The following is a 14,452-nucleotide window of genomic DNA, read 5'->3' as shown; positions in this document are numbered from 1 at the left end:
CGGCTACCACTCTCCCTCGAGCAGGTCGATCTCGGCCTGGTCCAGCTCGGCCAGCGCGAGGTCGGACGGGGTGTGGCCGCCCGCCTCCGGCCGGTCGACATGGGTGATCAGCGCGCCCAGGGCACGGAACCACGCCTCGCCGATCTCCCTGGTCTCCGCCTCGGACAGCAGGCCCTGCGACGGGTACGACCACGTCACGCGCAGCTCAGGGCCACCGGGCCGGTCGAGGGTGACGGCGTCGAGTTCCAGGACATGGGGCATGCCGACGCCGTCCGGTGCACCGGCCTCGAGTCCCGCGGCCTCCGGGGCGATGTCCCAGTCGGCACCCGCGTGCGAGGGGTCGGGAACCGCGACGCGGCCCAGGTAGTTGAAGCTGATCCGCGGTGTCGCCAGCCGGGCCAGTACACCGCTCGTCTCCTCGTCGAGGTAGCGCAGCAGCCCGTACCCGATGCCGCTGCCGGGGACCGCCCGCACCTGCTCCTTGACCCGCTTCACCACGCGGCCCAGGATCGGCCCGCCGGCCCACAGTTCCGCCCAGTCCGCCGGGCCGGGGTCCAGTCGCACCGGGTGCAGGCTGGTGAACCAGCCGACGGTGCCGCTGAGGTCGGCGCCCCCCACGCTTTCGTCGCGCCCGTGCTGCTCGACGGTGATCAGCGCCGACGTGCCCGTGCCGCCCGCCTTGCGGGAACGGTCTGCGAGGGCGATGGCAAGCCCGCTGAGCAGGATGTCCTGGACGTCGCAGTGGAATGCGGCGGGCACCCGGGTCAGCAGCGCCTCGGTGCGGTCGGCGGGAAACGTCGCGGTGACCGTGGCGACCGGCCCGGCCAGATCGCGCTGCGGGTCGAGGGGGCGGTCGGCGAGGGCCAGGTCCGGGGCGCTCAGGAGTTCCGTCCACTGCGTGAGTTCGGCCCTCCGCTCCGGCCTGCGGACCTCGGCGGCCAGGTGCTCGCTCCAGCGGCGTACGGAGGTGCCGTCGAAGACGGGCTTGGGGTCGCGTCCGGCCTCGGTGGCCGCCCAGACCTCGGCGAGATCCCGCAGCAGGATGCGCCAGGACACGCCGTCGATCACCAGGTGATGGGCGACGAGCAGCAGCCGCCCGGGACGGTCGGGCCCGGCGTCGAACCAGACGGCGCGGAGCATTTCGCCGTTACGCGGGGCGAGTTGGCCGCGGGCCTCGTCCAGGTGCCGCTCGATCAGCGGTACGAGGGCGGAGTCTGAGTCCTCGGTCCCGGCGGTGTCGACACGGAGCAGTCGGCCCGCCGATGTGACCGTCCCGGCGGGTGCCACGTCCAGTAGCCAGTCTCCCCGGTTGTCCTCGCCGAGCCGGGCCCGCAGCGCGCCGTGCCGGTCGTGGACAGTCTGGAGGACCGTGTTCAGGGTCGGCAGCCGGAGCCCCGCGGGGGTCCGTACCAGCATGTGCTGGCTGAAGCGGTCGATCGCGCCGCCTCGCTCGCGCAGCCAGTGCATGACCGGGGTGGGCGCGAACTCGCCCTCGGCGATGTCGGGCCGGCGCTCCGCGCTGTCGTCGAGGACCTCGGCGACCTGCGCGAGCCCGGCGACCGTCTTGTGCTCGAAGACGTGGTTGACGCCGAACACCAGCCCCGCGGCGCGGGCCCGGGCGACCAGCTGGGTGGAGACGATGCTGTCACCGCCCAGTTCGAAGAAGCTGTCGTCGATGCCGACCGACGGCAGGCGCAGCACCTCGGCGAAGACCGAGCACAGGTCCTTCTCCAGCGGGGTGCGCGGCGCCCGCGAGGAAGGGGCGGCCCGGAAATCCGGTGCGGGCAGCGCCTTGCGGTCGAGCTTGCCGTTCGGGCTGAGCGGCAGCTCGTCCAGGACGACGAAGGCCGACGGGATCATGTACTCGGGCAGCGATCCGGCCAGGTGCGCGGCGAGTTCGGCGGAGTCGGGGGCCGCGGCGCCCGCCAGGGGCACGACGTACGCCACGAGGCGGGCGCCGGTGCCCTGGTCGGTGCGGGCGAGCACCACGACCCGGCCGACCGCGCCGTGCGTGGTCAGGGCGGTCTCGATCTCGCCGAGCTCGATGCGGAAGCCGCGTACCTTCACCTGGTGGTCGGTGCGGCCGAAGAAGTGGATCCGGCCCTCCGCGGTCTGGCGGACGACATCGCCGGTGCGGTACATCCGCTCGCCGGGAGCGCCGAACGGGCAGGCGACGAACCGCTCCGCCGTGAGGCCCGACCGGTTGTGGTAGCCGCGGACGACACCCTTACCGGCGATGTACAGCTCGCCCGGCACGCCGGGCGGGACCGGGTTGAGCCGGTCGTCGAGCACGTACACCTGGGTGTTGCCGATGGGTCCGCCGATGGAGGGCGCTCCCTGAGCGTGCGTCAGGTCCGCGACGGTGGACCAGATGGTGGTCTCCGTGGGGCCGTACAGGTTCGTCACCTGGGCCGCCAGCTCGCGCAGCCGGCCCGCGAGGCTTTCCGGGAGCGCCTCGCCACCGGTCAGCACGCGCAGGCCGCGTAGCCGGTCGGGGGCCGCTGTGACCAGGGCCTGCCAGAGCGACGGGGTCGCCTGGACGATGTCCGCCCCGGTCTCCCCGGCCAGCCGGAGCAGGGCCGCGGGGTCCCGTACGGTCTCGCGGTCCGCGATCACCACGGCGGCGCCGGAGAGCAGCGGCAGATAGAGCTCCAGACCCGCGATGTCGAACGACACCGTGGTGACGGCCAGGAGACGGTCGGCGGGAGTGAGGCCGAACCGACGGCCCATGTCGTCCAGGAAGTTGGTCAGGCTGCCGTGCGGGACCACCACGCCCTTGGGGCGGCCCGTGGAACCCGAGGTGTAGATGACGTACGCCGGGTTGTCCGGGGCGCATGCCGCATCGGGCGCGGCCGTGGCCGCCGCGGCGAGTTCGGCGGCGGTGTTCTCGGCGTCGATGACCAACCGCGGCACGTCTCCCCCGGCGAGCAGCGCCTCTGTCCCGGAGGTGACCAGGGCCAGGGCCGGGCGTGCGTCGTCGAGGGTGTAGCCGATGCGGTCCAGCGGGTGCTCCGGGTCCAGCGGCAGATAGGCCGCCCCGGTCTTCAGTACGGCGAGCAGGGCCACGAGCAGGTCGGCGGAGCGCGGCAGGGCCACGGCGACCAGGCGCTCGGGGGCCGCGCCCCGGGCGGTGAGCAGCGCGGCGAGCCGGTTGGCCCGCTCGTCGAGCTGGGCGTAGGTCAGCTCGACGTCGCCCGACACCACGGCGGTGGCGTCCGGGGTACGGGCCGCCTGCCGTGCGAACAGCTCGTGGACAGGCTGCTCGGACACCGGCAGGGCGGTGTCGTTCCACTCGGTCAGGACGCGCTCGCGTTCCGGCGCCGACAGGACGTCGATGTCGCCGACGCGCAGTCGCGGGTCGGCCGACACGGCTTCCAGGACCCGGACGAACCGCTGGGCTATGGCCTCGACGGTGCTCTCGTCGAACAGATCGGTGCTGTACTCGACGATGCCGAGCAGGGATCCCGGCTCGCCCTGTCCCTCCGGCCGCTCGCCGAAGGCGAAGCCGAGGTCGAACTTGGCGGCGCCGAGGTCGACGAGTTCGGGGCGGGCGGTCAGCCCGCCGAACGCGCTGCCGGCCGAGGGCATGTTCTGGACGGTCAGCATGACCTGGAAGAGGGGATGCCTGGCCCGGGAGCGCTCCGGGTCGACCACCTCGACAAGGCGCTCGAAGGGCACGTCCTGGTTGGCGTAGGCGTCCAGGGTGGTGCGGCGGACCCGGGCCAGCAGCTCGCAGAAGGCCGGGTCGCCCGAGGTGTCGGTGCGCAGCACGAGGGTGTTGAGGAACAGTCCGACGAGGTCCTCCAAAGCCTCGTCGCCGCGCCCGGCGATGGGGCTGCCGAGCGGGATGTCCTCGCCCGCGCCCAGCTTGGTCAGCAGCACGGCGAGCGCCGACTGCAGGACCATGAAGAGGCTGACGTCGTGGGAGCGGGCCAGCTCCGCCACCTTGCGGTGCAGCTCGGGGCTGAGCGTGCACTCCAGGGTGCGGCCGCGGTAGCTGCTGACGGCGGGACGCGGCCGGTCGGTGGGGAGCGCCAGTTCGTCGGGGAGCCCGGCGAGCGCGGTGCGCCAGTGGGCGAGCTGACGCGAGAGCAGGCTGTCGGGGTCGTCCTGGTCGCCGAGGTGGTCGCGCTGCCAGAGGGCGTAGTCGGCGTACTGCAGCGGCAGGGGCGCCCAGTCGGGTGCCCGGTCGGCGCGGCGCGCGGCGTAGGCGGCGGCGAAGTCCCGCAGCAGGGGCGCCCCGGACCAGCCGTCGGTGGCGATGTGGTGCACCACCAGGGCCAGTACGTGCTCGGTGGCACCGAGCCGGAACAGCGTGACGCGCAAGGGCAGTTGGACAGTGAGGTCGAAGCCGCGGGCGGCGGTCGCCGCGAGCAGCCCGGGCAGCGCGTCCTCGTCGGTGTCCACCACGGTCAGCGGGATGGTGGTCTCCGGGCCACGGATGTGCTGGCGGGGCGCCCCGTCGGCCTCGGGGAAGACCGTACGCAGGCTCTCGTGCCGGGCGACGAGGTCGGCGAGCGCCTCCTCCAGCGCCGCGCGGTCGAGGTCCCCGGAGAGCCGGAGCACACTCGGCACGTTGTACGTGGCGCTCGGGCCCTCCATCCGGTTGAGGAACCACAGCCTGCGCTGGGCGAAGGAGAGCGGGAGCGGGTCGGGGCGCTCCTGGGCGCGCAGCGGCTGCCGGGCGCCCGCGGCCGAGTCGAGCCTGCCCGCGAGGGCAGCCACGGTCGGGGCCTCGAAGAGGGTCCGTACGGTGAGCTCGGCCTCCAGGACGGTGCGGACGCGGTTGACGAGGCGGGCCGCCATCAGCGAGTGGCCGCCGAGGTCGAAGAAGTTGTCGTCGATGCCGACCTCGGGGATGCCGAGCACCTCGGCGAAGAGCCCGGCGAGAAGTTCCTCGCGGGGGGTGCGCGGCTTCTTCGCGTTCCGGGCCGCAGTGTACTCGGGTGCGGGCAAGGCGCGTTCGTCGAGCTTGCCGGAGGGGGTGAGGGGCAGGGTGTCCAGCGGGACGAACACGGCCGGCAGCATGTAGTCGGGCAAGGACACCGCAAGCGCCTCACGCAACTGCCCCGCATCCGGCACATCCCCAGCGTCCTTCGGCACGAAGTACGCGACGAGCATGCGCTCCCCCTGCCGGTCGTCCCGGGCCACCACGGCGCAGTTGGCGACACCCCGACAAGCGGAAAGCACGGCCGCGATCTCACCGGTCTCGATACGGAAGCCCCGGATCTGGACCTGATCATCGGCGCGGGTGAGGTACTCCAGGACGCCACCCTCGCGCCACCGCGCGAGGTCGCCGGTGCGGTACATGCGGGTGCCGTCGCCCGCGAACGGATCGGCGACGAACCGCTCGGCGCTCAGCCCCGGCCGCTTGAGGTACCCCTGGGCGACACCACCGCCCGCCACGTACAGCTCACCCGCGACACCGGTCGGCACCGGACGCAGCGCACTGTCGAGGAGATAGACGCGCAGGTCGGGGATGCCCCGGCCGATGAGGCTGCCCACGCCGGCGACCGCGGTATCGCGATCGAGCGGCAGATAGCTGACGTGCACCGTGGTCTCGGTGATGCCGTACATGTTGACCAGTACCGGGCTGTCCTCGGGGTGCCGGTCGTACCAGTCGGTGAGGCGGCCCAGGTCCAGAGCCTCGCCGCCGAAGACGATCAAACGCAGCGCAAGCCTGCCGCTGGCCTCCCGGTCCTCGCTGTCGGCGTGGGAGAGCTGGTAGAACGCCGAGGGCGTCTGGTTGAGGACGGTGACGCCCTCGTCGGCGAGCAGCCGCAGGAAGCTCTCGGGCGAGCGGGACGTGTCGTAGGGGACGACGACGAGCCGGCCGCCGTGCAGCAGCGGTCCCCACAGCTCCCAGACGGAGAAGTCGAACGCGGTGGAGTGGAAGAGCGTCCACACGTCGTCCGCACCGAAGTGGAACCAGTGGTCGGTGGCGGTGAACAGCCGGACGACGTTCTGGTGGGAGACCACGACGCCCTTGGGACGGCCGGTGGAACCCGACGTGTAGATGACGTACGCGGGTGCGACGGGCAACAGAGGGCAGAGCCGGTCGGCGTCGGTGAGATCGGTACCCGGGAGAGCGGCGATACGCCCCGCGGTCTCCGCGTCGTCGAGAACCACGCGCCGCGCTCCGTCGGGAAGCACGGACTGCGACTGCCGGTCGGTGACGGCGAGCGCGAGGTCGACGTCGGCGATGGTGTACGCGATGCGGTCGGCCGGGTACGCCGGATCGATCGGCACATAGGCGGCGCCGGTCTTCACCACCGCCAGCAGCGCCACCACCAGATCGATCGAACGCGGCAGCACGAGGCCCACGAACCGGCCGGGGCCCGCGCCGCCCTCGATCAGGTAGCGAGCCATCGCGTTGGCGCGTGCGTTGAGCTCGGCATACGTCAGGCTCTCGGCACCGAGTGTGAGAGCTCGGGCCTCGGGGACGGCCCGCACACGCGCCTCGAACAACGCGGGCAGGGTGACCCGCGCGCTCTCCGCGACCGCTTCAGTGCCCTGCCACACCTCCAGCAGCAGCTCGCGCTCGCCGGGGGCGAGCAGGTCGATCTCCGACAGGCGCACGGCAGGGTTGGCCGCGACCTCGTCGAGGAGCCGTACGAACCGCTCGACCAGCGTCTCGGCGGTAGTCCTGTCGAAGAGCTGGGAGTTGTACGACAGGGTACCCGCCATGCCCGCGGGCGCGCCCGCGGCGTCGAAGACCTCGCCGATGGAGACGTCGAGGTCGAACTTGGCGGACTTGACGTTGGCCGGGTGCAGCCGGGTCTCCAGACCGGGGAAGCGCAGGGTCAGCTGCGGGATGTTCTCGAAGGTCAGCATGGTCTGGAACAGCGGGTGCCGGGAGAGCGACCGGTTGGGGCTGAGCCGCTCCACCAGCAGGTCGAGCGGCACCTCCTGGTGGGCGTAGGCGGCCAGGTCTGTCTCTCGGACCCGCTCCACCAGCTGCCGGAATGTCGGGTCGCCGGACACGTCGTTGCGCAGCACCAGGGTGTTGACGAAGAAGCCGACGCTGTCGGTGAGCGCCTCGTCGTTGCGGCCCGCGACGGCGGTGCCGAGCGGGATGTCGGTGTCGCCGCCGAGCCGGGACAGCAGCGCGGCGAGCGCGGCCTGGACGACCATGAACAGGCTGGCGCCGCTGGTGCGGGCGATCTCGTTGAGCGCCTGCTGCTGCTCGGCGCCGAGCTCCAGCGGAACCAGGTCGCCCTCGTTGCCGAGGACCGCGGGCCGCGGCCGGTCGGTGGGCAGGCCGAGCTGCTCGGGGAGACCGGCCAGGGCCTCCTCCCAGTACTCGATCTGCTCGCTGAGGCGGCTCTCCGGGTCGCTCTCGCTGCCCAGGTGCTCGGACTGCCACAGCGTGAAGTCCCCGTACTGCACGGGCAGCGGCTCCCAGTCGGGTGCGCTGCCGACGCGCCGCGCCGTGTAGGCGGCGGCGAGGTCGGCGACGAGCGGGGTCAGGGACCAGCCGTCGGAGACGATGTGGTGGATCACGATCAGGAAGACGTGCTCGACAGGGCTGAGCACCAGCAGCTCGGCCCGGATCGGCAGGTCGGCCGCGAGGTCGAAGCCACGCCGGGCGATCTCGGTGAGCGTGTCGTCCAGGTCGGCCTCGACGACCTCGGTCACCGCGATCGGCGGCCGGGCCCCGGCCGGGGGCACGACACGCTGGTGCGGCACTCCGCCCTGGTCGGGAAAGACCGTGCGCACACTCTCGTGGCGGGCGATGACGTCGTAGAACGCCTCGTACAGCGCCTCGCGGTCGAGTTGTCCGGTGAAGCGCAGGGACACGCCCAGGTTGTACGTGGGGCTGGGCCCCTCCATCTGGTTGAGGAACCACAGTCCGCGCTGCGGGAGCGCCAGCGGCACCAGCTCGGGGCGGTCCACGGCCCGGAGCGGGACGTGGCTTCCCGCCGCCCGGTCGACGAGGTGGGCCAGTTGGGCCACTGTCGGCGCGTCGAACAGATCGCGTACGGCGATGTCGACGCCGAGGACGGCCTGGATGCGCAGCACGAGCCGGGTGGCCAGCAGGGAGTGCCCGCCCAGTTCGAAGAAGTTGTCGTCGATGCTCACGGACGCCGACGACGGTTCGAGGACCTCGGCGAACAGGCCGCACAGCACCTGCTCCTGGGGGGTGCGCGGCTGCCGTCCGCCCGCTCCGCCCGCGAGGTCCGGGGCGGGCAGTGCCCTGCGGTCGAGCTTGCCGTTCGGGGTCAGCGGCAAGGTCTCGAGGGCCATGACGGCCCCGGGAACCATGTAGTCGGGCAGCGCGTCGGACAACTGCTCGCGCAGCGCGGCGAGATCCAGCTGGTGACCGGCAGCCGGCACCACGTAGGCGACGAGCCGTTTGTCACCGGGCCGGTCCTCGCGGACGACGACCGCGGCTGAGCCGACGCCGGGATGGCGGGCCACGGCGGCCTCGACCTCTCCCGGCTCGATCCGGAAGCCGCGGATCTTGACCTGGTCGTCGGCGCGGCCCGCGAAGACCAGCGCGCCGTCGGCGTTCCAGCGGGCGAGGTCACCGACCCGGTACATGCGGCTGCCCGCCAGGCCGAACGGGTCGGCCACGAAGCGCTCCGCGGTGAGCCCGGGGGCCCGCCAGTAGCCGCGCGCCAGACCCTCGCCCGCGAGGTAGAGCTCGCCGACGACGCCGGACGGCACCGGGCGCAGACCCGAGTCGAGTACGTAGGCGCGCATGTTGTCGAGGGGCCGCCCGATCGGTACGACGTCCGGGACGTCGTCGGCGCTGGTCACGCGGAGGTTCGTCGCGAACGAGGTCGTCTCGGTGGGGCCGTAGGTGTCCCGGAAGACGATGTCCGGGTGGTGGGCGAGCAGGTCGCGCACGGCGGTCCCGGGCACCACGTCGCCGCCCGCGAGGAGTTCGCGCACACCCTTGAGACAGTCGAGGTCGTTCTCCGCGACCACACGGAACAACCCCGCGGTCAGGTGCAGTCCGGTGATGGCGTGCTCGGCGACGAGGCGACGCAGGGTGGCGACGTCCATGTCGTGGGGCGGGGCGACGACGACGGTCCCGCCGGTGAGCAGCGGCACCCACAGCTCGTAGTTGACGGCGTCGAAGGCGTGCGGGGCGTGCCACAGGACGCGGCGGTGCGCGTCGGCGGCGAAGCAGCCGTCGAGGGCGAACGCGACCAGGTCCCGGTGGGTGACGGCCACTCCCTTGGGGCGGCCGGTCGAGCCGGAGGTGAACATCACGTACACGAGCCGCTCGGGGTGACCGCTGACGGCGGGGGCGGTCGGCGGGTGGGTGTCGGACTCCCGCTCGTCCTCCACGTGGATCACCGTCGCGGTGTGGTCGAACTCGAGGACGGGCTGGGTGTCGTCGACGAGCAGCACCGACGCCTCGGTCTCGGCGAGGACCAGCTCCCAACGGGCCTGTGGGGCGCGCGCGTCCAACGGCACGTAGGTGCCACCCGCCTTGAGGACGGCGAGCAACGAGACGACGAGGTCGACGGAGCGCTGCTGGAGGACGGCGACCCGTGCCTCGGGCCCGGTGCCGGCGGCGAGAAGCCGGTGGGCGAGCCGGTTGGCCCGCTCGTCGAGTTCCTGGTAGGTGACGACGGCGCCGTCGTCGGTGACCAGGGCGGCCGCGTCGGGGGTGGCCGTGACCTGGGCGGCGAAGCGCTCCGGCACGGTCGTGTCGAGGGCGGCGAGGCCCCCGACGGTGCCGGTGCCCTGGGCGGTGAGCAGCGCGCGCTCGTCGGGCCGCAGCAGTTCGAAGTCTGCGATGCCGGCCTCGGGCCGCTCGGTGACGGCCTCCAGCACGCGCACGAAGCGGTCGGCCAGGGTACGCGCGGTGGCGGCGTCGAACAGGGCGGTGGCGTAGAGGATCTGGCCGCGGATCCCTGCGGGTTCGCCATCGGCTCCGTACCGCTCGCTGAAGTCGAACTGCAGGTCGAACTTGGCGATCGTGAGGTCGCCGGGCGCGACCGTCGCCGTCAGGCCGGGCAGCTCCGGGGCGCGGTCGAGGTCGTCCTGCATGCTGAGCAGGATTTGGAAGAGGGGGTGGCGGGCGAGCGAGCGGTCAGGGTTCAGGACCTCCACCAGCCGCTCGAACGGCACGTCCTGGTGGGCGTAGGCGGCGAGGTCGGTCTCCCGCACGCGGTCGACGAGGTCGGTGAACGTCGGCCCGCCCGAGGTGTCGGTGCGCAGCACGAGCGTGTTCACGAAGAATCCGACCAGGTCGTCGAGCGCCTCGTCGGTACGACCCGCGATGGGACTGCCGATCGGGATGTCGTCGCCCGCCCCGAGACGCGACAGCAGGGTGGCGAGCGCGGCCTGGAGCACCATGAACACGCTGGCGCCCGAGGAGCGTGCCACGGCGAGGAGGGCACGGTGCAGCTCGGGGCTCAGCTCGCAGTCGAGCACCGCGCCCCGGTGGTCGGCGACGGCGGGCCGCGTCCGGTCCGTGGGCAGGCCGAGCTCGTCGGGCAGGCCGCTGAGTGCCGCCTTCCAGTAGGCGAGCTGGCGGGCGAGCGGGCTGTCCGCGTCGGCCTCCTCGCCGAGGAGTTCGCGCTGCCACAGGGCGTAGTCCGCGTACTGCACCGGCAGCGGCGCCCACCCGGGGGCATCACCGTCACGGCGGGCGGCGTAGGCGGTGGCGAGGTCGCGCACCAGTGGCGGCAGCGACCAGCCGTCGCTCGCGATGTGGTGCACCACCAGGGAGAGCACGTGCTCCTCGCCGCCGAGGTGGAACAGGTCCGCGCGCAGCGGCAGCTCGGTGTCGAGCGCGAAGCTGTGGCGCGCGGCGGCGGCCAGCGCGCCGGTCAGCTCCCCGGCGGTGACGTCCCGGACGGTGAGCGCGTCCGGCACCTGGCCGGCACCGAGGACGTGCTGGCGCGGCACGCCGCCGTCCTGGGGGAAGACGGTGCGCAGGCTCTCGTGGCGCAGCAGGACGTCGCGCAGCGCGGCACGCAGGGCCGGGACGTCGAGGCCGCCGGTGAGGCGCAGCACGAAGGGAATGTTGTAGGTCGGGCTCGGGCCGTCGAGGCGGTCGAGGAACCACAGGCGTGCCTGCGCGAAGGAGAGCGGGACGGGGTCGGGCCGCTCGACCGGGGCGAGCGCGGTCCTGGCGGCGAGCGCGGTGTCGACGCGCTCCGCGAGCCCGGCCACCGTCGGGGCCTCGAATACGTCACGGACGGCGAGTTCCACACCGAGGACGGCGCGGACCCGGCTCACCAGGCGGGTGGCGGCCAGCGAGTGGCCGCCGAGGGCGAAGAAGTTGTCGTCGACGCCGACCGCGGGTGTTCCGAGCGTCTCGCCGAACAGCGTGGCGAGCACCTGCTCGTTGGGGGTGCGGGCCGGGCGGCCGCCGACGACGTGCGCCGCCTCCGGTGCGGGCAGGGCACGTTCGTCGAGCTTGCCGGACGGGGTGAGGGGCAGGTCGGCCAGCGGGACGAACACGGCGGGCAGCATGTAGTCGGGCAGCGAGGCGGCGAGCGTCTCGCGCAGCACCGCCGCGTCCGGCACGTCCGCGGCGTCCCTCGGCACCACGTAGGCGACGAGCCTGCGCTCGCCCTGCCGGTCGTCCCGGGCCACCACGGCGCAGTTGGCGACGCCAGGGCAGGCGGCGAGGGCGGCGGCGATCTCGCCGGTCTCGATGCGGAAGCCGCGGATCTTGACCTGGTCGTCGGAGCGGGTGAGGTACTCCAGGACGCCGCCGTCGTGCCACCGTGCGAGGTCGCCGGTGCGGTACATGCGGGTGCCGTCGCCCGCGAACGGGTCGGCGACGAAGCGCTCGGCGCTCAGCCCCGGCCGCTTGAGGTACCCCTGGGCGACACCACCGCCCGCCACGTACAGCTCACCCGCGACACCGGTCGGCACCGGACGCAGCGCACTGTCGAGCAGGTAGATGCGCAGGTCGGGGATGCCCCGGCCGATGAGGCTGCCCACGCCGGCGACCGCGGTATCGCGATCGAGCGGCAGATAGCTGACGTGCACCGTGGTCTCGGTGATGCCGTACATGTTGACCAGTACCGGGCTGTCCTCGGGGTGCCGGTCGTACCAGTCGGTGAGGCGCCCGAGGTCAAGGGCCTCGCCGCCGAAGACGACGTACCGCAGGGCGAGCCGGTCGCCGGTCGCGCGGTCCTCGCTGTCGGCGTGGGAGAGCTGGTAGAACGCCGAGGGCGTCTGGTTGAGGACGGTGACGCCCTCGTCGGCGAGCAGCCGCAGGAAGCTCTCGGGCGAGCGGGAGACGTCATGGGGGACGACGACGAGCCGGCCGCCGTGCAGCAGCGGTCCCCACAGCTCCCAGACGGAGAAGTCGAACGCGGTGGAGTGGAAGAGCGTCCACACGTCGTCCGCACCGAAGTGGAACCAGTGGTCGGTGGCGGAGAACAGCCGGACGACGTTCTGGTGGGAGACGACGACGCCCTTGGGGCGGCCGGTGGAACCCGACGTGTAGATGACGTACGCGGGCGCCTCGGGCGGCAGCGGGGAGAGGCGGTCAGCGTCGGTGAGGTCGGTGGCCGGCCGGGCGGCGACGCGCTCCGCGGTCCCGGCCTCGTCGAGGACCACGCGGGGTGTGCCCTCGGGGAGCACGGACTGGGACCGCCGGTCGGTGACGGCGAGCGCGAGGTCGACGTCGGAGACGGTGTAGGCGATGCGGTCGGCGGGGTAGGCCGGGTCGATCGGCACGTACGCGGCGCCGGTCTTGACGACGGCGAGCAGAGCCACCACCAGGTCGATCGAGCGGGGCAGCACCAGGCCGACGAAGCGGCCGGGCCCTGCACCGCCGTCGATGAGGAGGCGTGCCAGCGCGTTGGCGCGGGCGTTGAGTTCGGCGTACGTCAGGTGCTCCGCGCCGAGGGTGAGGGCGCGGGCGTCGGGAGCGGTGCGCACGCGGGACTCGAACAGCGCGGGCAGCGTGGCGGGTTCGACGGCGGTCGCGTCGCCGTTCCACTCCACGAGGACCTGGTGGCGCTCGTCCTCCGTGGCGATGTCCAGGCGGCCGACGGGCTGTTCGGGGTCTGCGGAGCCGAACGCGCCCAGTAACGCGCGGAGCCGGGCGCAGTGCCGGTCGAGGTCGTCGGGGGAGTACAGGTCCGGGTTGGCGTTGAACTCAAGACGCAGTCCGCCGTCGGCGACGCGGTTGTCGACGACGAGGGTCAGGTCGTCGTCGTGGCCGATGGCGAGGTTGTGCACCGTGCCCCTGGCGCCGCCGAACTCGAGGGCGGAGTCGAACATGATGAGGTTGACCCGGGGGCCGACCAGCCGCCTGCCGTCGGCGAGTCCGCCGGTGTCGCGGACCAGGTCCTCGTAGCGGTAGCGCTGGTGGCGCAGCGCGCCGTGCATCTGCCGCGCGGTGTGCTGGAGCAGTTCGGCGAGCGTCGTGTCGGGGCGCACGGTCAGCCGCAGCGGAACGACGTTCGCGACCATGCCGGCCACCTGGTCGGCGGGGCCGCCCGGGCGGGCGGCGACGGGGAGGGCGAGGACCACGTCGGTGCGGCCGGTGACGCGGTGCAGGTAGAGAGCCTGGGCGGCGACGATGACGATCGGCCAGGCGGCGCCGGACTCGCGGGCCAGGTCACGGATCGACTCGGCCTCTCGCGCGGTGAGGGTGGCCACCGAGCGCAGCAGCGGGGTGGTCGGGTAGCGGGTGGGTTGCTCGGCCAGGCCCAACCCCTCGGGCCGGTCCGCCAACTGCTCGGTCCAGTAGGCGCGGTCGCGTGTGAAGGCCTCGGAGCCGTGGTAGGCGGCGTCGGCATCGATCAGCTCGGCGAGCCCGGAGGAGGGGGCTTCGGGCACCGGCTCGCCGGCTGCCTTCGCCGAGTAGACCTCCGCGACGCGGCGGGACACCAGGCCGGTGCTCCGGCCGTCCAGCGCGATGTGGTGGTGGCGCCGGTACCAGACGTGGCGGTCGGCGGCGACGGTGAAGAGGGCGAACGTGAAGAGGGGGCCTTCGGCGAGGTCGACCGGACGGTCGAGGTCCGCCGCGATCCACTGGCGTACTGCCGCCTCGGGGTCGCTCTCACGGGAGACGTCGAAGACGTGGAAAGGCCATGCGAGGTCGGGGAGGACGAGCTGGTACGGGCCGTCGGCGTCCTGGCCGAACCGCAGCCGCAGGGACTCGCTCTCGGCGACCACGTGCCGCAGCGCCGACTCGAACAGCCCCGCGTCGACCGGTCCTTCGATATCGACCCGCTCCGCCAGGCCGAACAGCGGATTGGCGGGGTCTTTCTGGACCGCGTACCAGATTCCCTGCTGTCCGGCGGTCAAGCGGAAACGAATACCCTCGGGGTCAGACATTCACTCTCTCCACACTCGATCGGTCAACCGAACGGAAATGCTGGCCAGTCGGCAGCCTCTCCGATGTTTTTCGGCGCGGACAACGACAGTGCAAAAAATTGATTCTCCTCTGTGCGGAAACGCACCCTGCCCTGGCGGCACGCGGCAGAACGCGAGCGCGCCGTCCCCGGAAACGCGC

The 14,452-nt window shown here is 72.8% G+C and carries 1 protein-coding gene; it reads right to left on the bottom strand.

What is annotated here, in order from left to right; all coding sequences use genetic code 11:
• Window positions 1-3: 3 nt before the first annotated feature.
• Window positions 4-14,274, bottom strand: a complete 14,271-nt coding sequence (locus IE242_RS25515) for a non-ribosomal peptide synthetase (RefSeq protein ID WP_189863147.1) — start codon at window positions 14,272-14,274, stop codon at window positions 4-6.
• Between the last annotated feature and the right edge of the window lie 178 nt (window positions 14,275-14,452).

This window comes from Streptomyces poonensis (genome assembly GCF_014650915.1).
Taxonomy (GTDB): domain Bacteria; phylum Actinomycetota; class Actinomycetes; order Streptomycetales; family Streptomycetaceae; genus Streptomyces; species Streptomyces poonensis.
This window is presented reverse-complemented; position numbering and strand designations above follow the sequence as displayed.

Coding starts and splice junctions, on each gene's coding strand:
- IE242_RS25515 (WP_189863147.1), bottom strand. CDS start 14,274: ATGTCTGACCCCGAGGGTATTCGTTTCCGCTTGACCGCCGGACAGCAG.